The sequence below is a fragment of the Bacillus sp. FJAT-18017 genome (genome assembly GCF_001278805.1).
GTDB lineage: Bacteria > Bacillota > Bacilli > Bacillales > Cytobacillaceae > Bacillus_D.
This window is the reverse complement of record NZ_CP012602.1, coordinates 193425-218416: the sequence shown is the minus strand read 5'-3', so window position 1 is coordinate 218416 and position 24992 is coordinate 193425. Positions and strand designations below refer to the sequence as shown.

At 40.1% G+C, this 24992-nt stretch carries 20 protein-coding genes and 4 tRNA genes; 2 read left to right on the top strand and 22 right to left on the bottom strand.

All coding sequences use genetic code 11. The annotated features are described in order from the left end of the window. The first annotated feature begins 48 nt into the window (after nucleotides 1-48). On the top strand, nucleotides 49-771 hold the full coding sequence (locus AM500_RS01135; protein ID WP_053597552.1) for a GntR family transcriptional regulator: 723 nt from the start codon (nucleotides 49-51) through the stop codon (nucleotides 769-771). Between the two features lie 46 nt (nucleotides 772-817). On the opposite strand, the gene AM500_RS01130 is transcribed toward AM500_RS01135, so the two are convergent. The 5 genes from AM500_RS01130 to AM500_RS01110 all read right to left on the bottom strand — a co-directional run bounded on the left by AM500_RS01130 (nucleotide 818) and on the right by AM500_RS01110 (nucleotide 7006). Further along, on the bottom strand, nucleotides 818-1762 hold the full coding sequence (locus AM500_RS01130; RefSeq protein ID WP_053597551.1) for an aminoimidazole riboside kinase: 945 nt from the start codon (nucleotides 1760-1762) through the stop codon (nucleotides 818-820). A 21-nt stretch (nucleotides 1763-1783) separates the two neighbouring features. Further along, entirely contained in the window at nucleotides 1784-3223 is a 1440-nt protein-coding gene (locus AM500_RS01125; protein ID WP_053597550.1) for a glycoside hydrolase family 32 protein, read from the bottom strand. A 70-nt stretch (nucleotides 3224-3293) separates the two neighbouring features. After that, the gene (locus AM500_RS01120; RefSeq protein ID WP_053597549.1) at nucleotides 3294-4697 is read right to left on the bottom strand and encodes a sucrose-specific PTS transporter subunit IIBC; all 1404 of its coding nucleotides are present in this window, start codon (nucleotides 4695-4697) and stop codon (nucleotides 3294-3296) included. A gap of 187 nt (nucleotides 4698-4884) precedes the next feature. After that, nucleotides 4885-5874, bottom strand: coding sequence for a LacI family DNA-binding transcriptional regulator (locus tag AM500_RS01115; protein ID WP_053597548.1), 990 nt, complete (start codon nucleotides 5872-5874; stop codon nucleotides 4885-4887). Nucleotides 5875-6121: 247 nt separating this feature from the next. Next, the gene (locus AM500_RS01110; RefSeq protein WP_053597547.1) at nucleotides 6122-7006 is read right to left on the bottom strand and encodes a LysR family transcriptional regulator; all 885 of its coding nucleotides are present in this window, start codon (nucleotides 7004-7006) and stop codon (nucleotides 6122-6124) included. A 136-nt stretch (nucleotides 7007-7142) separates the two neighbouring features. Between AM500_RS01110 and AM500_RS01105 the strand changes: the two genes are divergently transcribed. Continuing rightward, nucleotides 7143-8333, top strand: a complete 1191-nt coding sequence (locus tag AM500_RS01105) for a coenzyme F420-0:L-glutamate ligase (protein WP_053597546.1) — start codon at nucleotides 7143-7145, stop codon at nucleotides 8331-8333. Nucleotides 8334-8454: 121 nt separating this feature from the next. On the opposite strand, the gene rlmH is transcribed toward AM500_RS01105, so the two are convergent. From rlmH to AM500_RS01020, 17 genes are all read right to left on the bottom strand, one after another. Further along, nucleotides 8455-8934 carry a 23S rRNA (pseudouridine(1915)-N(3))-methyltransferase RlmH gene (gene rlmH, locus AM500_RS01100; RefSeq protein WP_053597545.1) on the bottom strand — a complete coding sequence of 160 codons (480 nt, stop codon included), beginning with the start codon at nucleotides 8932-8934 and terminating at the stop codon, nucleotides 8455-8457. 80 nt (nucleotides 8935-9014) lie between these two features. After that, nucleotides 9015-9209, bottom strand: coding sequence for a CxxH/CxxC protein (locus AM500_RS01095; RefSeq protein ID WP_331457398.1), 195 nt, complete (start codon nucleotides 9207-9209; stop codon nucleotides 9015-9017). A 259-nt stretch (nucleotides 9210-9468) separates the two neighbouring features. Continuing rightward, nucleotides 9469-10689, bottom strand: coding sequence for a S1C family serine protease (locus tag AM500_RS01090; RefSeq protein ID WP_053597543.1), 1221 nt, complete (start codon nucleotides 10687-10689; stop codon nucleotides 9469-9471). A 210-nt stretch (nucleotides 10690-10899) separates the two neighbouring features. Further along, a complete protein-coding gene (locus AM500_RS01085) occupies nucleotides 10900-11694 on the bottom strand; it encodes an MBL fold metallo-hydrolase (protein ID WP_053597542.1) in 795 nt (264 codons plus the stop codon). Between the two features lie 6 nt (nucleotides 11695-11700). Continuing rightward, nucleotides 11701-12501, bottom strand: coding sequence for a two-component system regulatory protein YycI (locus AM500_RS01080; RefSeq protein WP_053597541.1), 801 nt, complete (start codon nucleotides 12499-12501; stop codon nucleotides 11701-11703). Further along, nucleotides 12488-13795 carry a YycH family regulatory protein gene (locus AM500_RS01075; protein WP_053597540.1) on the bottom strand — a complete coding sequence of 436 codons (1308 nt, stop codon included), beginning with the start codon at nucleotides 13793-13795 and terminating at the stop codon, nucleotides 12488-12490. The genes AM500_RS01080 and AM500_RS01075 overlap by 14 nt, the downstream gene beginning before the upstream one ends. After that, nucleotides 13792-15612, bottom strand: a complete 1821-nt coding sequence (gene walK / locus AM500_RS01070) for a cell wall metabolism sensor histidine kinase WalK (RefSeq protein ID WP_053597539.1) — start codon at nucleotides 15610-15612, stop codon at nucleotides 13792-13794. Before walK ends, AM500_RS01075 begins: the two co-directional genes overlap by 4 nt. A gap of 8 nt (nucleotides 15613-15620) precedes the next feature. After that, a complete protein-coding gene (yycF, locus tag AM500_RS01065; protein ID WP_043930277.1) occupies nucleotides 15621-16328 on the bottom strand; it encodes a response regulator YycF in 708 nt (235 codons plus the stop codon). Nucleotides 16329-16500: 172 nt separating this feature from the next. Then, complete coding sequence (locus AM500_RS01060) at nucleotides 16501-17952, bottom strand: M23 family metallopeptidase (protein WP_231688086.1); 1452 nt, start codon at nucleotides 17950-17952, stop codon at nucleotides 16501-16503. A gap of 420 nt (nucleotides 17953-18372) precedes the next feature. Further along, nucleotides 18373-18445: transfer RNA gene (locus tag AM500_RS01055), tRNA-Phe, on the bottom strand. A 43-nt stretch (nucleotides 18446-18488) separates the two neighbouring features. After that, a tRNA-Asp gene (locus AM500_RS01050) sits at nucleotides 18489-18565 on the bottom strand. A gap of 8 nt (nucleotides 18566-18573) precedes the next feature. Further along, a tRNA-Glu gene (locus tag AM500_RS01045) sits at nucleotides 18574-18645 on the bottom strand. A 13-nt stretch (nucleotides 18646-18658) separates the two neighbouring features. Beyond that, nucleotides 18659-18734 (bottom strand) — tRNA-Lys (locus AM500_RS01040). 341 nt (nucleotides 18735-19075) lie between these two features. Beyond that, entirely contained in the window at nucleotides 19076-20371 is a 1296-nt protein-coding gene (locus AM500_RS01035; RefSeq protein WP_053597538.1) for an adenylosuccinate synthase, read from the bottom strand. A gap of 291 nt (nucleotides 20372-20662) precedes the next feature. Then, nucleotides 20663-22027 carry a replicative DNA helicase gene (gene dnaB / locus AM500_RS01030; RefSeq protein WP_043934265.1) on the bottom strand — a complete coding sequence of 455 codons (1365 nt, stop codon included), beginning with the start codon at nucleotides 22025-22027 and terminating at the stop codon, nucleotides 20663-20665. A 183-nt stretch (nucleotides 22028-22210) separates the two neighbouring features. Beyond that, nucleotides 22211-22660: a 50S ribosomal protein L9 gene (rplI, locus tag AM500_RS01025; protein WP_053597537.1), complete on the bottom strand. Its 450-nt coding sequence runs from the start codon at nucleotides 22658-22660 to the stop codon at nucleotides 22211-22213. Beyond that, entirely contained in the window at nucleotides 22657-24630 is a 1974-nt protein-coding gene (locus AM500_RS01020) for a DHH family phosphoesterase (protein ID WP_053597536.1), read from the bottom strand. The genes rplI and AM500_RS01020 overlap by 4 nt, the downstream gene beginning before the upstream one ends. Nucleotides 24631-24992 lie beyond the last annotated feature (362 nt).

The window sequence follows — 24992 nt, the reverse complement described above, 5'->3', positions numbered from 1 at the left end:
ATGCAACCTTTTTTAGTCCAATTAGAAAGGATGCAGTTGAAAACGCCAATGATTAATAAGAATTCCCCCATCCCTATATATTATCAGCTTCAGGAGCTTATACGGGATTTAATAGATAAGGGAGAACTGAAACCCGGTGCCTTGCTCCCTCCTGAACGGGAGTATGCAGAAAAATTTCAAATTAGCCGGATGACTGTAAGACAAGCATTGACCCAGCTTGTACATGATGGATATCTGCACCGGCTGCAGGGTAAAGGCACGTTTGTTTCAGAACGCAAAATTGAGCAGCCGCTCCATCGATTAAGAAGCTTTACCGAGGATATGGTTGCCAGAGGGCTAAAGCCAGCCAGTCAATTACTCTCTTTTGAAATTATTCCTGCTCCTGTCCAAATTGCAAGCAACCTCAGTATTCAGGAACATGGACCGGTATATGAAATTAAACGGATCCGATTGGCTGATAATGTTCCGATGGCCTTTGAATCAAGTTATATATCAGCAAACCTTGCCAAAGGCCTAACAGAACAAATTGTAAAAAACTCTGTATATGCCTACCTTGAGGAAGAATTGAAACTCGAAATAGACCATGCCTCCCAAGTGATTGAATCGTCAATTGCCAATGAGGTCGAGGCTAATTTTCTGAAGATAAATATAGGCTCCCCCATTATGCTTATTCAGCAACAAACGTTTCTAAAGGACGGGGCTCCTATTGAATATGTACGTTCATCGTATCGGGCGGACCGCTATAAATTCATGATTCAAATGAAACGCTAAAAAGGAAAAGGTGTGTACGTATTAAACGTTCACACCTTTTTAATGACTATTTAAATTCCTTTAATCGATTTTTGATTTCTTGCAAATTCGGGAGGCCAGTCATTGCTCCTTTTTTAGTAGTAGCTAAACCTCCGGAAACACTTGCAAACTGGATGACTTCCTGGATTTCCTTATCAGTATAGTCTGCCAGAGCCTTTTCAGATTCATTGATTGAATAGAGAATCCCTGAAACAAATGCGTCTCCTGCCCCTGTTGTATCTACCACCTTGCTTACTATTGCAGGAACCCTTCCAATCTCATTTTTAAAACAATAGACGCTTCCTTTTTCACCTAAAGTGACTACTATTAGCGGTAAATCAGGCAATTGGGCAATACTTTCTTCTAAACTGCCTGCCCCAGTTAAAAACTCGAGTTCTTCCTCTGAAACCTTCAAAATATCTGCATTGGGGATAGTGGCAAGAATAGTCTCCCTAGCATGCTCTGGAGAATCCCATAAACCTAGACGGAGATTCGGATCATACGAAATGAGCATCCCCTTTTGCTTGGCCATTTCTATTGCCTTGAGAGTGGCTGACCTGGCAGGCTCACTGATTAATGACATTGAGCCAAAATGAAGGATCTTATTTTTCTCAAACAGCTTCGGGTCAAGTTCTTCTTCCTTAAGAAGTCTATCCGCGCTTGGGTTGATATAAAAACTGAAGTCCCGCTCACCTGAAGGCTCCAAGGTTACAAACGTGACACCCGTCCTGGCTTCCTCTGTAAACAACACCGATTCCGTATTGACTCCGTATTCGGTTAACGTCTCGAATAAAAAGTGACCAAGAACATCATTTCCAACCTTCCCAAGGAAAGTCGAAGCTCCCCCAAGCTTGGCAATTCCAACTGAAACATTTGCCGGTGCGCCGCCCGGGGCTTTTTGATAGGTTAAATTATCCGGGTCCAGAGGGATAAAATCAATAAGCGCCTCTCCCAAACAAACTACTCCGTGCAACCATGACACCTCTTTCAATCTTTAATTTAGATCCCAATGAGTCAATCTATATTCCGCTTCACCTTGAATTTTTATAGTCTCGTCCTTTGGATTTGGAAAATAACGAGCAGTAAAAACCTCTTCTCCATTATTGACGAAAATCTCAAGGGAGGAGTGATCCATAAAAACATGAAGCTTAGTTACAAAGTTTATGTTGCATATCCTAGTTTCTACCGAATCTGTTTTTACATTTGGCCTTTGTAAGCTGATTTCCTGTTTATCCGGGTTAAAGGATAGGGATGCTTCATTGCGGAATGAAATTTTAAAATGACTAGCTTTGCCATTTAAAAACTCCAAAAGTAATTCAGAAGAACTTCCCTTTATTCCTTCAAACAGACCTTGGCTTTCCTCCGTTTTACCAAACTCCACTACTTTTGGATTTCTTCGGAGCTTTTTTAACTCAACAACCGGACTTTGATACACCTTGCCATCCCTCAGACTCAGTTCCCTCGGTATGGTTAAAGCATGAACCCAATGATTTTCCACCGTTGGCTGGAACGCTTCCGTTTCATCCGTAATCCCCATCCATGCATAAAGAATTGTTCTCCCGGAGTCATCCTTAAAGGTTTGCGGTGCATAGAAGTCAAAGCCACGGTCTAGTTCAGTGAAAGGGCCGTGCTGAAAATCCGCTTTTTCATAGTCAAGTTTTCCAACAAAATAGCCCGATTGGAACACATTTTGATAGTAATACCCGTAAGGCTCTAGTCCCTGTGGCGAAACCAGCAGAACATCCTTTTCATTCAGGTGAATAAGGTCCGGACATTCCCACATATAGCCGAACTCCTTAAGGCCATTCATTCCTGCACCGGCGATTCTCCCCACTTCGTCCCAATGGTATAAATCGTTGGAAGTAAATAAAACAGCCGTGCCCTTTTCATCTTGTGTCTGTGCACCGACAATCATATACCAGCGTCCATCCTTCTCCCAAACCTTTGGATCGCGGAAATGTGCTGTATAGCCTTTTGGCAGCTGAAGAATTGGACCGTGTTTTTCGAACCTAATTCCATCAGTGGAAACAGCAAGGCATTGATAGGTTTCCCTTGTGCCGTCTTCCAGCTTCACATTCCCAGTATAAAACAGATAAAGCTTTCCATCTGCCTCAATTGCACTTCCGGAGTAGCAGCCATTTCGTTCATACCATTCACTCGGGGCCAGGGCAATCGGCTCTTCACGCCACGTGACCATATCCCTTGATGTATAATGCCCCCAGAATTTGGCACCATGCGAAGTGTTAAAGGGATTCCACTGATAAAAAACATGGTAGACTCCGTTATACTGAATTAATCCATTTGGATCATTTAATAACCCAACTGGCGGCATGAGATGATAATTCAACCGATACGGATCCTGTGTAACCTTATTCTTATATTTATCTACTTTGTTATAAGCCTCTTTAATAAGGAGAATTTCTTTCTCAGACATAAGCAGAACCTCCTTTTTGTGTCCTCTCCTAAATAGAAAAGGCAAGTGAATTCTTGCCTTTTCCCATTGTTTACTGTTCAATTTCCTTTTTTATCTTATCTGAAAACCCGAACATCCATGTCAATACGAATGCTACAGCAATTGCAATCACATTCACCAAAATATATTGCAAAACCTGTCCATTTAAATAGAGCAGGGTTCCAGGAATAACGGTAACCGCCATACCAGTTCCCTTAAGCCCAAGGATGGATGCCATGAATCCACCGATTCCTCCGCCAATCAATCCCATCAAAAATGGTTTTCCGTAGCGCAGATTAACACCGAATAAAGCTGGTTCTGTGATTCCTAAAAATGCCGATAACGATGACGGCAAGGCCAAAGCTTTTAACTTGGCTGATTTTGTTTTTAATCCAACAGCCAGAGCAGCGCCGCCCTGTGCGGCAACAGAACAGGTTACGATCGCATTGTACGGGTTATTTTTGAACTCGGATAGCAATTGAATCTCAAGCATATTGAAAACATGGTGGACGCCTGTAATGACAATAAGCTGATTCAAACCGCCAAGCAATAGACCGCTAATTCCAAATGGCCATGAAAGGACATTTGTTGCGACAGTTAAAATTCCTTGTTCGACAGTATGAAAAATAGGACCAATGATTAATAGCGACAATATGATCATCACGAGAAGGGTTAAGAAAGGTGTAACAATCAAATCCAATACTTCAGGGACACGTTTCCTGATTGCCCTTTCAAGCTTCGCGCCAAGAACTCCGGCAATAAATGCAGGTATGACGGAACCTTGATACCCGACGACCGGAATAAAGCCTAGAAATAGGATCGGGTCAGCTGTTCCGCCCGCAACAGCATATGCATTCGGCAGGGAAGGTGAAACAAGCATAAGGCCGAGGATTAACCCAATAATCGGTGTACCGCCGAAAACTCTAAAAGTTGACCAGGCAACAAGAGCCGGCAGGAAAACAAACGCTGTATCAGTCAATACCTGGGTGAATAATAAAAAGTTCTCTGAGATATCTTCCGGCTTCATTCCGAACAGAGCTAATATTTGTTCCTGCATAATCAGACCGCGAAGACCCATGAATAATCCGGTTGCTACAAGGACTGGAATGATTGGAACAAATACATCACCAAAGGTTCGAATCGCTCTTTGAAACTTAGAACCGCTCTTCACCGCTTCATTTTTTTGTTCGGAGGCAGACTTGGTATCAAGGCCAAATTTAGTTACTTCCTCATAAATCCGGTTAACTGTACCAGTCCCAAAAATAATTTGATACTGTCCCGAATTAAAGAAAGCTCCCTTAACTTTATTGATGTCTTCCACTTGCTCCTGATTGATTTTCTCTTTGTCATTAACCATGATTCGAAGTCTTGTAGCACAATGAGCCACAGATTGGATGTTGTCTTTTCCTCCGACTGCTTCAATCACAGCTTCAGCTATTTTTCGATTTTCCTCCATTATACTCACTCCTTTTTGTGTAATCGATTACATAAATAGTAAAAAATTTTAAAAAATTCAATTAACCATTATTTCATACCCTAACTAAAACTTTTTAATCTTTTTTTCTTTTGTGGAATCGATTCCACAAATAAGAAAAATAAAGTGTAACCGCCATAAACCAAGTATGGAATCGATTACACTATTATTATATACTCGAACGATTAAAAAGTCTATGATTAATTGTTTTGATTACATTTTGACAATTCTCTCCGCTAATCTGCTTCATTAATAATCCAGCTGCCTCACGTCCTGCATCTTCTATTGAAAAATCAATTGTCGTTAAAGCAGGCGAACTATACCTGGAAAGTTCCGATCCTCCCATTCCAGCTATAGCTATATCGTTTGGCACAGAAAGTTCCTTTTCCTTGATATATTGTATGGCACCAATAGCAAGCCGATCTGTTACAGCAAGCACAGCAGATGGCATTTGCTTTGCATTCTCGATAATGGCCTTCATGGAATCATATCCGGATTCAACATCAAATCTTCCTTTTTGAACCCAGTTTTGCTCAACAGTTAGTTTATGTTCTTCCAATGCATCCAAATATCCCTTTTTACGAAGATACCCTACCGATCGGTCTTTTTCATCAACACCAATAAAGGCAATATTTTTATGTCCTTTTCCAACAAAAAAGTTCACCATATCCTTGGAAGCCTGGTAATCATCAAAGAGTACATTAGCTAATCCAGGTATATGTTGGCCAACGGTTACAAATGGGATATTCAGCTGGTAGATTTCTTCAATTAATACCTCATTGATATTGGTGGCTGACAGGATAATCCCATCAACATGCCTGCTCTTTAAAAGCCTTAAGTACTCTATTTCTTTTTTAGGATCAAGATTTGTAATGGTAAGAAGAATTTGATAGCCTTCTTTTGCCAAGATTTCATCCAGACCTTTTACAAGACGGCTTGATGTTTCGGTACTGATTTTTGGGAGGATGACACCAATCACTTTGGTCCTTTTGGTTCGCAATGACTTGGCATATTCATTAGGTATATACCCTGTCTCTTCAATTACCTTCAATACCCTATTCTTTGCATCCTCACTGACATATCCCGAATTATTGATGACCCTTGAAACAGTAGTCCGTGACACATTTGCCCTTTCGGCTATTTCCTTAATTGTAATCATGTTTACGTCCCCCTGGGCAGCCAAGTAGTTTAATAACTATATTACACAATTATTCTCCCATACAAAAACTTTTATTTATTGCCATTCTAATGACAATTATCTGCCAAAGGTCAATGACGCGAGGGGCTTTTTGTCTTTCCTTGAAAAAAAGGGCATACTTGTAATTCTTTTAACAGTCTCCTATAAGGAAGAATGTTCTACTTATGATATGGTTCCCCGTGATACATCTAAATGAGTTTTTATTGCTTCAGACATTATTTATACGTTCTACAAACTTCTTCGCAGCACGTGACAATGGAACATTTTTTAAATAACATATCCCAATACTCCTTTTTGGTATTTCCTCTTCTAGCCTTATCTCGTATAAATCTCCGCTTTCTAAATAATGACTTGAAAACTCTTTTATGACACAAGAAATACCTAAATTTATTTTTGTGAATTCTAATACTAAATCATATGACCCAAGTTCAAACACTGGTGAAATATGAAAGCCCCTCTTTTTAAAGAAATTTTCCACAAATATTCGTGAATTCGATTTTTTTTCTAAAAAAATTAATGGCATTTTCATTAAATAGTCTAAACTAATCGGTTTATTCGTTAATCTTTTAAATTTTTCCCCACAGACAAAAATATCTTGAATCTCCTTACACGGGATGACTTGAAGGTGGTCGTCATAGATTGGCAAATTACATATCCCCACATCTGCCTTTCCGGATTTAATAAAATCACAGATTTCTGTTGTGGTTCCATTTAATATATTTAATTTGATTCCGGGGTATCTTGCATGAAATTCTTCCAAATACGGTAGTAAAAAATAGCGTGAGATGGTATCTCCAACCCCTATACGCAATTGTCCAGTCCTTAATGTTTTAAATTCAAATAGCTTTTCTTCTGCGGCGTTGATCATTCCCATGGCAGAATTAATATGCTCACTTAATAATTTTCCTTCATTTGTTAATACTATGCCCTTAGATGTCCGATAAAAAAGTTGTATTTCTAACTCATTTTCAAGCTTCATAATAGCTTGACTTACTGCAGATTGGGTCATATATAATTCTTGTGCTGCTCTAGAAAAACTTTTATTTCGGCTAACGACGTTAAATATACGATATAAATCCAATTTCCCAGTCATATAAGTACTCCTTATATCTGATATAATAAATATTAATTTTACTTATATCATTTTAGTGATGTATAGTAAACTCATAGCGTTTTAAAATAAGTAAATAATTCTATTTAAAGTGTACCCCGTTAGAGGAGAGATTAAATTGACAAGAGCCGTTGGAACAGTAGTTCGTGGGCTTCGCGGCCCCATCATCAACAAAGGGGATAATATTGAGCAAATTGTTGTTGATACAGTAATAAATGCAGCAAAAGTTGAAGGATTTTCGATTGAGGATCGTGACATTATAACAATAACTGAATCCATTGTCGCTCGTGCACAAGGAAACTATGCAACAATTGACGATATAGCTACAGATGTTAAAGCAAAATTCGGTAATGAAACGATTGGTATCATTTTTCCGATTCTTAGTCGTAATCGTTTTGCAAGCTGCTTGCGAGGAATAGCAAAAGGGGCAAAGAGTATAGTCTTAATGTTAAGCTATCCATCTGATGAAGTCGGGAACCACCTTGTAGACATCGACGAATTAGACAATAAAGGCATAAATCCATGGACAGATGTATTATCTGAAGCTCAGTTCCGTGAACATTTTGGTTTTGTCCAACATCCATTTACAGGTATTGATTACATCGAATACTATAAATCCCTGATTGAGGCTGAAGGTGTAACTTGCGAGGTTATTTTCTCGAATAACCCAAAAACCATTTTAGACTATACCAAAAACGTATTAACTTGTGATATACACTCACGTTTCAGAACAAAACGAATATTAACAAACAATGGTGCTGAAAAAGTATACGGACTCGATGATATCCTTTCAGAATCAATTAATGGCAGCGGCTATAATGAAGCTTATGGTCTACTTGGATCAAATAAAGCAACTGAAGACAGCGTAAAACTATTTCCAAACAACTGTCAACCAACCGTGGATGAGATTCAAGCAAAAATCAAAGAAGTAACAGGTAAAACCGTTGAAGTAATGGTTTATGGCGATGGAGCATTTAAAGACCCAGTCGGGAAAATATGGGAGCTTGCAGATCCAGTAGTATCACCTGCTTACACTAAAGGACTTAATGGTACTCCAAACGAAGTGAAATTAAAATACTTGGCAGATAACAACTTCTCTCATCTTCAGGGAGAAGAATTAAAACAAGCTATTTCCGAATACATCCAGAATAAAAAAGATGACCTAGTTGGTGCAATGGAAGCACAAGGTACCACACCTCGTAAACTAACAGACCTAATTGGATCATTATCTGATTTGACTTCGGGTAGTGGAGACAAAGGAACACCAATGGTCTATATTCAAGGTTACTTCGACAACTATACAAAATAAGATCAATACAAAAAGGATGTCTCCTAAATTCAGACATCCTTTTTTACTTTCAATATTTAACATACTCATACTGTAGGACTATTTAATTGTCTTCTATAGTAGTTGCAAGATTATACCGCATTTACTTATGGTAAGGTTCACCCCGGTTTATCCTGAACGCCCTATAAACCTGCTCAACTAAGATTAACCTCATCAGTTGGTGGGGAAAGGTCATTTTTGAAAATGAAAGCTTTTCATTTGCACGTGAAAGGACCTCACTACTTAATCCAAGCGATCCACCGATTACAAAGGCAATTTTACTTTTCCCGTGTAAGGCCAGCTTGTCCAAACTCGCTGCCAGTTCTTCAGAAGATTGCATTTTCCCTTCTATTGCTAATGCAATAATATGCGCATCCTGCCCTATTTTTGCGAGGATTCGTTCCCCCTCTTTTTTCTTGACCTGTTCCATCTCCGCTTCACTCATTTCCTCAGGAGCTTTTTCATCTGGCACTTCAATTATGTCTATTTTGGCGTAAGCAGATAGTCTTTTTGTATACTCTTCAATTCCCTGCTTAAGGTATTTTTCTTTCAATTTACCAACCGTCACTATCGAGATATTCACAATCCACAGCCCTTTACAATTTAATTACAAACAGTTTACAAACAAGTTATCAACAGGAGTTATCCACATGTCCACATTTTTTATCCACATCTTGTATGGGAGCATCCGTTCGCCACAACATATATTGCGGTTTTCTGACAGAATTCGCAACTTGTTGATAACTTATCCACACCCTGCTTATCAAGAATTAGGAAGGTTTCCTGTTCATTTACCACCATATCCAAAGCAAGATTTACCTGATCATCACAACAATAAATCAACGACCTTACCCCCATTTATTTACCTATCATCCACAATCAGCGGTTAGTTATTCTAATCATACCAAAGCGGGATAGTTATCCACAAAATACTTTAATATGATTCCTTTACCCTCATATTAAACAGTTCACATAATTATTATTAGAATAAAAACTTTGTAGCAAAGTAAGCACACCGGGTTCGAAGGAAATCACTTTAATAGGCCACCCATATATAATGCTCCGCGCCCAGCCGTCAAAAAAATGGCGGAACCTCTCAGGTCCCGCCGCACTTAGCTTACATTTTATCCTCGCCAAGTTCAAGAGTCGTTTTCATCTCTTTCCCCTGCCTATAGTACTTAATCTCCATTTTTTCGCCAATCTTCTTTTTATTGTATAAATGCTTCCGTAAGTCGATGACGTCTTCAATCTTTTCCCCATCCATTGAAACAATAACGTCCAGTTCCTTTAAACCGGCTTTATCTGCTGGTGAGTTTGGTACGACATGCCTAAGAGCGACCCCGTAATTAATTTTTTCTGGAAGGTTTAACTCCTCTTGCTGGAAAGAGACAGGCAAATCAGAGACCGAACGTAAATCTACTCCCATATATGGCCTGCGTACTTCGCCGTATTGTTCAAGATCCTCAATGACCGGCTTTGCATAATTAATTGGAATGGATAGTCCAATTCCTTCTACCGCTGATTCGGCGATTTTCATTGAGTTAATGCCAATTACCTGTCCGGCAATATTAATTAATGCACCGCCGCTATTTCCGGGATTTATTGCCGCATCCGTTTGCAGGACCTCAGCCTGCCAATCCGGTATCCCATCCTGATTGATATCAACCGGAATAGCTCGTTCCAGGCCAGAAATGATTCCCTGCGTGACAGAGCCCGAGAAAGTAAGGCCTAATGGGTTTCCGATAGCAATGACAGGCTCTCCAGGCTTTAAGTTATCCGAATCACCGAATGAAGCAACAGTTTTAATCTGTTTGGCATCGACCTCCAGAACTGCGAGGTCAGTCCATATATCACTGCCTTTAAGCTTTCCAGGAATTTTATTCCCATCGGCAAGTGTCACTTCCAACTCATTTGCACCTTCGACAACATGATGGTTTGTCACAATATAAGCCTTACTTCCCGATATTTTATAGATAACACCTGATCCAGTTCCCGCCGATTCTTCCTGTTCCTGACTGAACCAGAAGCCACTATTTGTTTGGATATTGCTTATTCCTACAACAGCATCGGCGCCCCTTTCAACTGCCTTTGTTACATCTGTTTCAACGTCAATCGCAATACTTTTACCATTTCCATTGTCCAATTCTTGAGGGGCTTTGTTGGTAGGTTCTACTACATAAGGAAGGACACCTGCATTGGAGAGGAACGGTATTGTCATGATGACGATTAATGCCCCAATAATCGCTCCTATTAGGCTGGTAAAAAAATATCCTCTTTTACTGTTCTTTTTCTCTGGTTCCCGGTACCGGGATTGATAATCCTGGTCATAATACCCCATACTCAATTCCTCCTCTAATGCAGCAACCACGTTTTGGGCTCATACCATTATTATACTCGCTAGCCTTCCGTTTTCTAACTAAAAGCAACCTGGACAATTGCCTTTTTCCAAAATTATCATTTCTCGGACAAAATATAGGTGAAAAACTTTACTTCTAAAAAAGGGCAAACCCTTATTCAAAAGAATTAAGGTTTGCCCTTTTAAAACATATTAAACAGCTGTAAGTGCTGTTGGTATTCGCGGGTCTGTATCGTAGAGGTCAAATTGCTCTCCAATGAGGATTCCCCTTGTTTCTAGCGTCTGGGCGACAGCCATCCTCGCAAGATCCTTAATATTGTTATCAAGGCTAAGGTGTGCGAGATAAATCCGTTTTGTGTTATCGCCAGCAACTTCACTCATGGCAATCGCCGCATCCTCATTGGAAACATGGCCAACATCGCTTAATATCCTTCTCTTTACGTTCCATGGATATCTTCCCATTCGCAGCATTTGAACATCATGATTGCTTTCAAAGACATACGCATCTGCATTCGAAATCGTACCCTTCATTCTGTCACTTACATATCCTGTATCTGTAATCAGAACTAGTTTTTTTCCTTCTGAATGAAACACGTAGAACATCGGTTCAGCAGCATCGTGAGAGACACCGAAGGATTCAATATCAAGCCCGCCAAAACTCTTGACTGTTTCCATGCCAAAAACAAACTTTTGCTCCGTTGGCACCTCGCCAATAAGACCATCCATCGCCTTCCATGTTTTTTCATTTGCATAGATTGGCAGCTTATACTTTCTCGCAGCAACTCCGAGTCCTTTAATATGGTCACTATGCTCGTGTGTAACAAGAATACCTGACAAACTCCCCATGTTGCGGCCAATTTTTTGAAAAAGCCCTTCCATTTGCTTTCCGCTCAAGCCTGCGTCGACAAGGAATGAATGGTCGCCTGATTCCACGTATATCGCATTGCCAGTACTTCCACTTGCAAGGACACTAAACTGCAATGTCATTCGACTTCACTCCGTTACTTCATTTTCGCCAATGTCAAATTCAATTACTTGCCCTTCAAAGGCATTCACATATAAGCTTTCCTCATTATTAACCTCAAATCTCCATGTCGGTGCAAACACCTGTGAAGACGCAAGCGGAACAATTGTGGAATAGCCTAGCTCAGCGCTGGTGATTTTCGATTTCGGTTCCAGCATTCCGCGCTGATGAAGTATTTCAATTGCCTCTAATGGCTTAAAGACTTCCTCTTTTGAATCATCGTATTTCTTTATATCCTCCAAAAGTGTTTGCTCATAGGAAACAATTTGGTTTTTATCATTTAAATGAAATACTAGCATTCCATTGATATTTTGGTAAAAAAATTTATTTTCATAGGTTTGAAAATACGTAATTGTCTTTTCCTGCTCGTCTTTCTCCCAAAACTGATACTCACTGCCATAGAGAACATTCTCAGCAATAAAACCAGCCAATGAAACAGGCTCAAAATCCGTATCAATCTGGTATGGTTTATCCAGATTTGATAAAAGCACCGTTTTTTGGTTAACTTCCACAGTCTGATTTTTGAGGCTCTTTGTCTCTTTTTCCGTGAAATTCTTTGGACGTGCACTTACATATTGATCCTTGATAGAAGCCTTTGGCAAATCAAATGTAATCTCTATCTCATCAGCTTTCAATTGCTCCTCAATTGTCGCTTCTTTTCTTACCTCATACTGGCTGGTATCTCGTTTAATTAAAAACTGAGACAAGAGATATACATCAAGGATAAGGAAAGTAATGATAAAAATAGTTTTTATTCTATTCCAATCCACGCTTGATACCCCCTAACTCATCCGTGGAAATTTCCTCCCATGAATTATTGTAAAGGTAGAACCAAGCCGGCTCTAAGATAATAAGTCTTTGTGATTGGGGGTCCCTTTCCATCCTGTAGCCAAGAACAAGATTCTCAAGCATTTCTGGCTTGAAATGTTCCTTGCTTTCCAGGTATTCAATTACATCCCTGCCCGAGGGCCTAATCACTTTCGTAAATTCCAATGGAAGTTCCATTGATAAAGTCGGCCTCTTAAATCTTGTTATTTCATTTCTGCCCCAAGCCTGGAATATTTCTGAAAGGCCCTTACTATTAAAAACAGGGTATCCGTCCATACTATACATACGAAAAGTGACTTCCTGGCTGTTTTCATCCATGTTGACGAATCGGTAAGGGTCAGTCCAACCGCTATGCTGATTGATAAAATCAATGCTCCTTTTTAATAGATTGGCTGCCCCTGATATATATCCATTGTCTTCGGAGGGATTTACAAAAACAAGATAATTGTCATTCGTATAGATATTCATTTTGCTGGAGTCATCTGTAAATTCTTCCCCATTTCCCACAAAACTTTTCAGAACAAGATTTGGATCCTTAAATAGTGCCTTTTTGAAATTTTCGGAGTTAAGGTTCATAGGCAAATATTTATATTGCATCATTTCAATTTCATGTTCAGGTAAAAATATTCGTCGCTTTGCCCCGGCATTATAGGCAAAATACGATGAGTATTGATCAGCATTTTTAACAAATTCCTCGTTAAATTGCTTCAGAAAAGAAGTGGAAATATAACTGACATAAATTTGCTGATTTGTTACGTTAGCAAAGTAGACTCTGCCACGATCCCTTTTCAGACTTGTCATATCAATTACAATTCTGTCAAATTGAAAAGATGGAATTCTTTTTTCCTCAAATTCAAGGACATTTCTGAAAAGCTCAATCGGTACTTCATGTGGAAAAACCAGTTCAACCTTACCGGGTCCATGAACAGCCTGTTTGAAATTACCAGATTGCTCTGTAAAATTTTCGACATCAAAAAATACCCAGTCTGACATTTCCTTCATCACTTTATCTACTTCGGTTGTTCCATAATGTTGGTCCTTTTCGTGATAAAGGATTCGGTCAGGCTTAATTATACTCGGTATTTCCTTCTTATCGCCCATCTCAACTTCTTCTACCAATTTTCCGCTCACGAGTGGGTCTAATTGGGGTTGGTACGTCCAAAGGACCCAGGTTAATCCAAAGCTTAACAAGACTAGTACGGTAAGTAAAATAGATTTTATTGTTTCAAACTTCATGACCAGTCAACCTCTTCAGAGGGCTCATAAGGAAGCGTTAAAATAATTTGCGTACCTTTTCCTTCCTCACTTGCTGCCCAAATTGTTCCACCGTGCGCCATGATCATTTCCTTGGCGATAGCCAGCCCAAGTCCGGTACCTCCCAACTTCCTTGTCCTCGCCTTGTCTACACGATAAAAACGATCAAATACTTTTCCGATATTGTCCTTTGGAATCCCTATACCTTCGTCTTTGATACTAACCGTAATTTTCCCCTCTTCCTCTACCACCGTAAAGGTTACTTCTCCACCTTCAGGAGAATATTTCAGTGCATTGGAAATGATATTATCAAGAACCTGCGTAAGCTTGTCCACATCAATCTCTACAAAAAGAGATTTCCTGGGGAGGATTCTAGTAAATTGAACATTTTCTTCCTTTGTCATTTCAAATCTGTCAATAATTCTGTTAAAGAATTTAGTGAAATCAACCCATTCTTTTGAAAGCCGGTAGTCCCTGCTGTCCATTTTTGAAAGCTGGAGAAGGTCATTAACAAGCCGGATCATTCGCTCAGTTTCAGTTTGAGCAACATTCAAAAACTGTGGACCAACTTCAGGATCATTCATGACTCCGTCGGCAAGTGCTTCAAGATAACTCCTCATCGTTGTTAGCGGAGTCCTGAGTTCGTGGGACACATTGGCCACAAACTCCCTGCGTTCAGCATCAATTTTTTCCTGTTCAGTAATATCATGCAACACTGTTATTAAGCCATTTACAAAGCCAGTTTCTTTTTGGATAACTGACAGGTTTGCTCTCAGGATGTAAGGATTGTGCTTCGTGCTGTAATCGAGAATAATAGAGTCGTTTATTTCAAGCAATTCTTCAAACGTATACACATCATCCAAATCCAAAAGCGAAACAATAGGCTCAGATAAAACTGTTTCACGTGAAACACCAAGCATTTTTGCTGCCGGCTCATTAATTACGATTACTCTGCCTCTCCGGTCAGTTGCGATAACACCATCTGTCATATACGAAAGGACCGAAGACAGTTTTCTTCTTTCCCCTTCCGTAGTTGCCTGGGCTTCCTGGAGCTTTTTAGTTAAGTTATTGAAGGTCATCGCAAGCGTACCTATTTCATCATAGCCATATACTTTAACTTTCCTTGAAAAATTTCCCTTTGCCATAGCAAGAGCCTGTTTCTTCATGTCAGTAATCGGCCGAGTAATGGTTTGGGCAAGCAATGTGCCAAGGACGGCAGTAATACCGAGTGCAATCGCAGTACCTGTAGCCAGGATATTATTGATCATACTCATTTGCTCAAAAACGGATTCAATATTTGCTTCTATGTGAATGGCCGCGATTGTCTTTCCATCTGATTTAACAGGATATGCCAAAACCCAAATCCTGTGGCCATTACTGTCAATAAGAATTTCACTTTGTTCTTCTTCAAGTAACAGCGCGCGTTTAATTCTTAATTCTGTTGTCCGCTGTCCAACAACATTTTGGTCTGACTCAGATGTACCAATAATTTTAAGGGAAGCATCAATTAGCATCGCCTCAGTAATATCGTCTGCCGCAACAAAGTCACGAAGTATTTTCCTTACGTCTTCCTCCAGAGTGGGATCCTCAGGCAAACGCTCCTTTTCCATTTGCTCGACAAGATTGTAGCCAAGCATATTCACCTGGCCTTTGAGCGAGGTTTGGAAGTTGGTAGTCAGTGTTTCTTCCAACTGTCTTACGAAATATACGCCGATAATTTGGCCTGCTACTAAAATAAGCAATATATACATTAAAACTAGTTTTAATGTTATTGATTTAAAAAAACCGACTCTTCTCATGAAGATGTTTACTCCTGATCTGGATTTCGCAAGTAATAGCCTACTCCTCTTCTCGTCACAATCCAGGCAGGGTGGCTAGGGTTATCCTCGATCTTCTCCCTAAGCCTCCTTACAGTCACATCCACTGTTCGGACATCACCATAATAATCATATCCCCAAACAGTTTGCAGAAGATGTTCCCTAGTCATGACTTGTCCAATATGCTTGGCAAGATAATGGAGAAGTTCAAACTCACGGTGTGTCAATTCGATAGTTTCCCCCCGTTTAGAAACGACATACGCATCCGGGTGGATAGTTAAAGATCCAATTTCAATTTCGTTTGTAGCTCCTTCAGCTGCCTGTCCTATAGGAAGTTGGTGACGCCTCAAATTCGCCTTAACTCTGGCAATTAGTTCTCGAGTACTGAACGGCTTTGTGACGTAATCATCCGCCCCAAGTTCAAGTCCAAGGACTTTATCAATTTCCGAATCTTTTGCCGTCAGCATGATAATTGGCATTTCGTGTTTTTTCCTGACTTCCCTGCAAACCTCCATCCCATCACGAAGCGGAAGCATAATGTCAAGAAGGATTAGGTCAGGCTGGAATTCTTCCACCATTTCGATGGCTTCGTTGCCATCATACGCACAATAAACGGTATAGCCCTCTTTTTTTAAATTAAATTGAAGTATATCAGCAATTGGTTTTTCATCATCTACAACCAAAATTTTCTTATCCATCCCAAAACTCCTTTCCTACCTGTATCTCTATCTCTAATACACACTTATACTACTTTACTTTACCATTTTGCACTCTATAAATCACCTATTAGAAGGAATTGGCGACAAGGGGATTATCAGGGTGTTATTCCAAAAAGCCCCCGACGTGTGCCGGGGGCTTTCCAAACTTTTATCATTTCAAATAATTCATTGCATTTTGCAAGCTGCCATTCTTATAAACTTCAAAATGCAGATGGATACCTGTGGAGTCACCTGTAGAACCCATATTTCCAATTTTCGCGCCTCTTGCTACAGTCTGCCCAACGTTTACATCAATTGATGAAAGATGAGCATAGACAGTACGGAATCCATTGTTATGATCAATTACGATCTTATTGCCATATGCTCCATCCCAGCCAGCTTGAACAACAGTTCCATTATCCGCGGCCTTAATTGTGTAGTTAGAAGGACGGGCAATATCAATCCCCTTATGCATCTTTCCCCATCGATAGCCTACCTGGCTTGATACATATCCTCCTGAAGCTGGCCATACAAATGAACCTTCCCCGCGGGATGGGACAACCTTCGTTCCCCTTACAATAATGTGTTCGGCAGGTTTAGTTGTTATGGTTTCTTTTGCTACAGTTTTCTTTGTCACTTTTCCATTTTGTTCAGAAACAGTGTATAGGACACTCCGCGCACCATTTTTCCCTTTTTGTTTTACCTTCTTTTCACCTTTGAACATTGAAGGATCATTAACAATTTTAGTTTTAAAAGAAATAGTTTCTTTTTTAAATACTTCTTTTTCAACAACAACTTCAAGATATGGTTTTGGAACTGTAATAGAAAGTTTCTGGCCGGCTTTAATCAATGACGTTTCTTTCATTCCTGGGTTAAGAGCTATTAATTGAGCAGTGGTGAGGTTTGCTCCTTCTGCTATTGACCCGAGCACATCCCCATCTTTAACTGTATATTTCTTTTCTACCAGTGTTCCCTTCTGCAAAAACTTCAACGCTTGTTTAGGGCTTAGAATATTCTTGGGCACAGTCGTCATCTCTTCAATGTTTACATTTTCAGTAAGTCGAATATCAACAATTCGAGTTTGATTTTCTTTTAGTGCGGGAAGAACAATTGAAGGTTTGCTTTTCCTATCTTCAAGTTCCTTTAATTGTTTAGGTGTCACATACTGAAGTTTCAATTGATTTATGACCTCTTCGGCCTCTAGCTTGCTGTTGAGATGAACAACAGGATTTCCATTGATTACGATGGCAGCGGACTCTACCTCTACTTCAAGCTCTTCGGAAAGCTTTTTGGCCGCCTGCTGGTTATTTGCAGTAGATCTAAAAACTTGTTCTGGAATATAAGTAATCTCCGAGCTAATTGTATATGTAAGGTTTTTATTAGCCTGTTCCATTTGCTTAATTTCTTTATCAACGATGTCTTCAACTATTTCTTTATCTGTAACTGTTCCAATATATGTATCATCCAAATATACATAGTATACTGTCGTTAGTTCGGACTTTGCTTCAACAACTTGATTTGTAGAAAAAGCAAATGCTGATGCAGCTAGTAAAGCGATAATTATTTTAGACAATTTCATTTTTTTGCTTGTAAGCGTAAAGCGTTTTTTGGACATAACGGCCATTCCCTTTTCCTCCCTAAACGACGAGAACACAACTATGATTCTAATTATCTTCATTGGGAAATTTTTGTTTTTTCACACTTCTATACTTTACCATAAAAATATTTTTAAAGAATAAAAGTAAAAATAATGTAATATAATTGTATAATTGCTTACATTTTCAGGGAATTAGGTGAAGTATTTTAGAAGGTTTTATGCGTGATTTAAAGCTCCAGTATAAAAATCATAGGCATAAAAGCCTATGATATCGCGTTTTTTGGAAGTTTCGACTATTTTCATAGTTAAAAAGACTTTTCGACATTATTTAGAAACAATGTTGGGAAATAAGTGGTTCTTTATTACAAATTCATTACAATTGTGCAAAATTCCATAAAAATAAAGGGAGCAGAATTTCTGCTCCCTTTATCCGTGTTTCACATTATATGGCGCGGGACGGAATCGAACCGCCGACACAAGGATTTTCAGTCCTTTGCTCTACCGACTGAGCTACCGAGCCTATTTAAAACTAATAAAACTTATTATGTATACCATTTATAAAATGGCGGTCTGGACGGGACTCGAACCCGCGACCTCCTGCGTGACAGGCAGGCATTCTAACCAACTGAACTACCAGACCACAAAACATGACCCCTACGGGATTCGAACCCGTGTTACCGCCGTGAAAGGGCGGTGTCTTAACCGCTTGACCAAGGGGCCAATTACCAGAAAATGGTGAGCCATGAAGGACTCGAACCTTCGACCCTCTGATTAAAAGTCAGATGCTCTACCAACTGAGCTAATGGCTCTTATTAAGATGCTACCCTACAACAAGGTTTGTAAAAGTCAGATGCTCGAAAGAACTCTCGTTCTTCCTCGCAACTCGCAGTACATTCGTGGATGCTTTGCTCGTTGCTCTAACAACTGAGCTAATGGCTCATATTACTATTCTTCCAACTGAACAACAATTTGCCAGTTGCGACGTTTTTTATAATAGCATAAACACTAAATATGTTGCAAGTAGTTTTTACTATATTTTATTCTGAATATCATTAATCCATTAAACCTTCTTTCATTTCCCTTTTCTCCATTACTTAAACATTAAACGTGTGGCACCATTCCCTTATTGGGAAAGGTGCCACCAATTAGCCTAAATGCTTGTTCTCCAAGGACTTCTGACAACATTCGTTTGTGAACGGTCAGGGCCAACAGAAAAAATGGATAACGGTATACCGGTAAGCTGTGAGAGACGCTCTAAATAATGGCGGGCATTCTCAGGCAGGTCACCCAGCGTTTTACAGCCTGTAATATCATCTTCCCAGCCCGGAAATTCTTCGTATACCGGCTCGCACTCCGCAAGAACCTTCAGGCTCGCTGGAAACTCTTCAATGATTTCTCCCTTGTACCGGTAAGCAGAGCAAATTTTTACGGTCTTCAAGCCGGTCAGTACGTCAATTGAGTTAAGGGAAAGGTCGGTAATCCCACTTACACGTCTGGCATGGCGTACAACGACGCTGTCAAACCAGCCAACCCTGCGCGGTCTTCCCGTTGTGGTACCATACTCACGTCCCACTTCCCTAATACGGTCGCCTATTTCATTATTCAGTTCTGTCGGGAACGGGCCATCTCCTACACGAGTCGTATAGGCTTTAGAAACTCCGACCACATTCGTAATCTTTGTCGGTCCAACTCCTGAACCAATCGTCACGCCGCCAGCTACTGGATTTGAGGAAGTTACAAACGGATATGTTCCCTGATCGATATCAAGCATAACCCCTTGTGCTCCCTCGAAAAGAACACGGCGACCATCATCGAGTGCATCGTTGAGGACAACGGACGTGTCGCATACATATTTTTTAATCTGCTGGCCGTAATCATAATATTCTTCAAAAATTTCTTCTACGGTAAAGCCAGCAGTTTCGTATATTTTTTCAAAGAGGCGATTTTTCTCTTGTAGGTTCCTGGTCAGCTTTTCTTCAAAAGCTTCACGGTCCAGCAAATCAGCAATCCTGATGCCTATTCTGGCTGCCTTATCCATATAAGCCGGGCCAATTCCCTTCTTTGTGGTCCCGATTTTATTGGCCCCTTTGCTTTCTTCCTCAACCTCATCCAATTTCAAATGATATGGAAGGATCACATGTGCACGGTTGCTTATGCGCAGATTATCAGTGGAGACCCCTTCACCATGCAAATAGGCAAGCTCTTTCACGAGTGCCTTTGGATCAACTACCATTCCATTGCCTATTACACACATCTTTTCACTATAAAAAATACCAGATGGAATCAAATGAAGCTTATAAGTAACCCCATTGAACTTAATTGTATGGCCAGCGTTATTTCCACCTTGATAGCGGGCAATAACTTCAGCATTTTCCGAGAGAAAATCGGTAATCTTTCCCTTTCCCTCATCACCCCATTGCGTACCTACCACAACAACTGATGACATACAGGCACCTCCGTATGTGCTTTTTTTATTTCACTTTAATCCTATCCAATCTTATCAATTTTACTGTATGAAAGTCAATAAAATCCGAACGTTTTTTAAAAAACCACCCTAATAAGTTCGTAAAATAGTAAAATATACTTATAGATTCTTTATAGAATCTTCCTATATAAATTAAAAAGGCCCAATCATCCATTAATAGAATACAAGTTGACTTTCAGCTAAATGCTGGGCACCGATGATTAAAAGCCTTTTTGGTATACAAAAAAACCCACCGTACATGGTGGGCTCTCTTTATGCTCCAGGAGGTACTCCCGAATCACCGTATCTAGTTTCCAGGTTAACAAACTTGTTGTACTCTTTAACAAACGCCAGCTGAACAGTTCCTGTGGGGCCATTCCTTTGCTTGGCTATTATAATTTCTATGATGTTCTTATTTTCTGTTTCCTTATCGTAATAGTCATCCCTGTATAGGAAAGCTACTATATCAGCATCCTGCTCGATACTTCCCGATTCACGAATATCTGACATCATCGGACGTTTATCCTGGCGCTGTTCCACGCCACGGGACAACTGAGATAGCGCGATAACTGGAACCTGGAGCTCACGGGCAAGCTGTTTAAGGGAACGGGAAATTTCAGAAACCTCCTGCTGTCGGTTTTCGCCGCTCCTGCCACTTCCCAAAATCAATTGAAGATAGTCAATCAAAATCATACCAAGCCCATGTTCCTGTTTTAGCCTTCTGCATTTGGCCCTTATATCCGCAACCCGGACACCAGGGGTATCATCAATAAAAATACCTGCCCTTGAAAGGCTTCCCATTGCCATGGTCAATTTGCCCCAGTCTTCATCAGTAAGCGAGCCAGTCCTGAGCCTTTGCGCATCAATATTCCCTTCAGCACAAAGCATCCTCATGACAAGCTGTTCCGCTCCCATCTCAAGGCTGAAAATAGCGACATTTTCACCAGTCTTGGTCGCAACATTCTGTGATATATTCAGGGCGAAGGCTGTTTTACCAACTGATGGACGGGCCCCTACGATAATAAGATCGTTGCGCTGAAAACCTGCCGTCATTCGGTCCAGCTCACGGAAGCCAGTTTCAATCCCAGTAATATCACCTTTCCTGTTATGCATGGATTCTATATTATCATAGGTTCGTACAAGTACGTCTTTTATAAGATGAAAAGCTCCTCCGCCCTTACGCTGGGAAACTTCCATTATGCTTTTTTCCGCCTCGGAAAGCAGTGTATCAACTTCATCCTCGCGGGTGTATCCATTCTGGGCAATTTCTGTTGCAGTACGGATCAACCGGCGAAGCAATGACTTTTCCTCAACTATCTTAGCGTAATATTCTATATTGGCTGCTGTCGGAACAGAACTTGCCAGTTCGCTCAAATAGCTGACCCCGCCTGTATCCTCAAGCAGTTTTGCTGCCGCAAGCTCCTCGGTTACAGTTACTAAATCAACTGCTTTTCCCTGGTCATTCAATTTAAGCATCATATTAAATATCTTCTGGTGCGATGCTCTGTAGAAGTCTTCAGGGATAAGAATTTCAGTAGCAAGAGTTAGAGAGGCAGGTTCCAGAAAGATGGCGCCCAGTACCGCTTGTTCAGCTTCTATATTTTGAGGCGGCATCCGGTCCGCAAATACATCATTCATCGATTTAAACCCCCTGTCATAAAGAAAAACTTAGAAAACCCGCCACTTGGCGAGTCCTTCAAAGTTATACTTTCCTATCAGCCTTTTAAAAATCGCGAAAAAATGTGACCAGCTGGGCCGATCACATTTTCTTTTCTACTCTATTATCTTAACATGTTTATCATTTAAATCTACTTCAAATTTTTAGTTTCCTTCTTTTACATGTACGTCCAATGAAGCAATTACTTCCTGGTGGAGCTTAACCGGAACCTTCGTGTGGCCCAATGTTCTGATAGCATCGTCAAGTTCCATTTTCCGTTTATCTAGTTTGATATTATGCTTTTTCTGGAGCTCTTCAGCAATTTGCTTGGTTGTGATAGAACCAAATAAACGGCCGCCTTCTCCGGATTTAGCGGTTAATTCAACTGTTATTTTCTCGATTGTTTCCTTTAGCTTTTTCGCTTCCGCAAGCTCTGTTGCAGCTGCGTTAGCCTGTTTCTTTTTCTGGGCTTCAAGTGTACTCATGTTTGCTGCATTAGCTTCAGCAGCCAAACCCTGTTTCAACAGAAAATTATGTGCATAGCCATCAGCAACATTTTTTATTTCTCCTTTTTTCCCTTTCCCTTTTACATCTTTTAAGAAAATAACCTTCATTCCCTTTTTCCTCCTTCTAAATAATCATCTATCGCCTGCTGAAGCCTCTCCTCAGCCTCAGTTATGCTAATGCCAGGTATCTGTGTTGCCGCATTCGTTAAGTGGCCGCCTCCACCCATACTTTCCATAATTACCTGGACATTTACCTCGCCTAACGAACGTGCACTGATACCGATTTTCCCATCATCCCGGTAGGATAAGGAAAATGACGCGGAGACTCCATCCATTGCCAATAAAGTATCGGCAGCCTGGGCAAGCATAACCTGATCATATACTTCGTCTTCCTTGCCTTTTGCAATAGCAAGACCCATTTTATAAAAATAAACCGATTCAATCAGCTTTGCTCTCTTAATATACGTTTCGACATCTTCCTTCATAAACTTTTGAACAAGTACTGTATCAGCGCCTAATGAACGCAAGTAGGAAGCTGCATCAAAGGTCCTTGCTCCGGTTCTAAGCGTAAAACTCTTGGTATCGACTATAATTCCGGCAAGCAGAGCGGTCGCTTCAATCATATTGAATTTACCCCGTTTAGGCTGGTATTCCAATAGTTCGGTAATGAGTTCCGCTGTCGAAGAAGCATAAGGTTCCATATATACAAGCAAGGGATTACTTATAAAATCTTCCCCACGCCTATGGTGGTCAATTACAACAACATCACTGATTGATTCAAGAATATTCTCATCAATGACTAGTGACGGTTTATGAGTATCCACTATTACAAGAAGTGTATCATTTGTCGCGATATCTATAGCTTGCTCAGGTGTTATGAAACGTTCATATAAATCTGGATCCTGTTTTATTTCATCCATTAACCGTTGGATGCTAGTATCAATCTGATCATAATCAATAACAATATAACCTTCACGCTGATTCAATTGAGCTACCTTGCTAATTCCAATTGCCGAACCCATTGAATCCATGTCAGGAAATTTGTGGCCCATGACGATGACTTTATCACTTTCAGCCATCAATTCTTTCAAAGCATGGGAAATGACCCTTGCCCGAACCCTTGTACGTTTTTCAATTGGATTGGTTCTTCCCCCGAAAAACTTCACTTTGCCATTAGGCTGTTTAATGGCTACCTGGTCACCACCTCGCCCAAGAGCAAGGTCAAGACTGGATTGTGCCAATACTCCCAGCTCAGGAAGTGAAGAAACACCAGCCCCTATTCCAATACTGAGTGTCAAGGCAACATTTTGGCGAGCAGTCGTTTCCCGAATTTCATCGAGGATTGTAAACTTCCCTTTTTCTAGTTGCTGTAAAATTTGTTCATTTAAAATCCCTATAAAGCGCTCTGACGATATCCGCTTCAGGAAAATTTCATTGTCATTCGCCCACTTATTTAATAATGATGTGACCAGATTATTAATGCTGCTTTTCATTTGATCTTCAAGGCCTTGAGTTAGTTCATCGTAATTATCAAGAAAGATAATTGCAATAACTGTTCTTTCTTCCTTGTACATTTTTTCAATTTCGGTTTGTTCAGTTACATCGAAAAAATAAAGTAACTTTTCATCTAATTTATGGATGACTCGAAACTTTCGGTCATGCAGCGTGATTAATTCTGTTTCTACTTCTTGCTTGATAAGTGGAATTAATGATTCTGCTACATCGTAAAGCGATTTTCCAGCCAGCGTTTCCTCATCAAAACAGGAGGCAAGATAGGGGTTAGTCCATTGGATATAAAAATCATCATTGATAAGCATTATTCCAATAGGCATTTCCATTAACGCTTCTTCGCCAACTTTTTTAACACGGTACGACAATGTTGAAATATATTGCTCCATTTCCTGACGCTGACGAGTATCTATTTTTATTAATCCATAAAGCGTTCCCACAGCGATCAGCAAACCAAAAATACTAATGACCGGAAGATACAGGGCAAGGATGCCAAGAAGCACCGCTGTTAAGCAAAGTAATCCATAAAAGGGATAGCGTATTGAGCGCTTTTCCAAGAAAGACGGCATTCTTTCAGCTCCTTGACAATAGTTTCATCTAGATAATTATACAGCATAAACTAATTATACCCAATATCCCCATCTGTGAAAGTCAAACGCATCTCACTATAGTATCTTAAACATCGTTCTTAGTAAAGAACAAGCTTGTTAGGTGAGTGTTTTAAACAACATCATTAAAGAGAGTGGTTTTTATAGTATGTATGTTGCAGTAGGGAATATCACAACTGATTTAAACAGAAGGCGGGAACATTCAATCGTGGATTTCTTCATTACCATGCAGGAATCGGTGCTCAAACCATATCTTGGGTCCATGGACTCGTCTAACCAGAGACAATAACGGCCTCGAGACAAGCGTAGAGTACCTTTTCCTG

Bases quoted from the DNA above. Each gene is read 5' to 3' on its own strand.
- AM500_RS01115 (WP_053597548.1), bottom strand. From the start codon at position 5,874: ATGATTACAATTAAGGAAATAGCCGAAAGGGCAAATGTGTCACGGACT.
- rplI (WP_053597537.1), bottom strand. From the start codon at position 22,660: ATGAAGGTTATTTTCTTAAAAGATGTAAAAGGGAAAGGGAAAAAAGGA.
- AM500_RS01090 (WP_053597543.1), bottom strand. From the start codon at position 10,689: ATGGGGTATTATGACCAGGATTATCAATCCCGGTACCGGGAACCAGAG.
- AM500_RS01020 (WP_053597536.1), bottom strand. From the start codon at position 24,630: ATGCCGTCTTTCTTGGAAAAGCGCTCAATACGCTATCCCTTTTATGGA.
- AM500_RS01075 (WP_053597540.1), bottom strand. From the start codon at position 13,795: ATGAAGTTTGAAACAATAAAATCTATTTTACTTACCGTACTAGTCTTG.
- AM500_RS01135 (WP_053597552.1), top strand. From the start codon at position 49: ATGATTAATAAGAATTCCCCCATCCCTATATATTATCAGCTTCAGGAG.
- AM500_RS01085 (WP_053597542.1), bottom strand. From the start codon at position 11,694: ATGACATTGCAGTTTAGTGTCCTTGCAAGTGGAAGTACTGGCAATGCG.
- AM500_RS01120 (WP_053597549.1), bottom strand. From the start codon at position 4,697: ATGGAGGAAAATCGAAAAATAGCTGAAGCTGTGATTGAAGCAGTCGGA.
- AM500_RS01110 (WP_053597547.1), bottom strand. From the start codon at position 7,006: ATGACTGGGAAATTGGATTTATATCGTATATTTAACGTCGTTAGCCGA.
- walK (WP_053597539.1), bottom strand. From the start codon at position 15,612: ATGAGAAGAGTCGGTTTTTTTAAATCAATAACATTAAAACTAGTTTTA.
- AM500_RS01095 (WP_331457398.1), bottom strand. From the start codon at position 9,209: ATGGGGGTAAGGTCGTTGATTTATTGTTGTGATGATCAGGTAAATCTT.
- AM500_RS01060 (WP_231688086.1), bottom strand. From the start codon at position 17,952: ATGGCCGTTATGTCCAAAAAACGCTTTACGCTTACAAGCAAAAAAATG.
- dnaB (WP_043934265.1), bottom strand. From the start codon at position 22,027: ATGAATGATGTATTTGCGGACCGGATGCCGCCTCAAAATATAGAAGCT.
- AM500_RS01035 (WP_053597538.1), bottom strand. From the start codon at position 20,371: ATGTCATCAGTTGTTGTGGTAGGTACGCAATGGGGTGATGAGGGAAAG.
- yycF (WP_043930277.1), bottom strand. From the start codon at position 16,328: ATGGATAAGAAAATTTTGGTTGTAGATGATGAAAAACCAATTGCTGAT.
- AM500_RS01125 (WP_053597550.1), bottom strand. From the start codon at position 3,223: ATGTCTGAGAAAGAAATTCTCCTTATTAAAGAGGCTTATAACAAAGTA.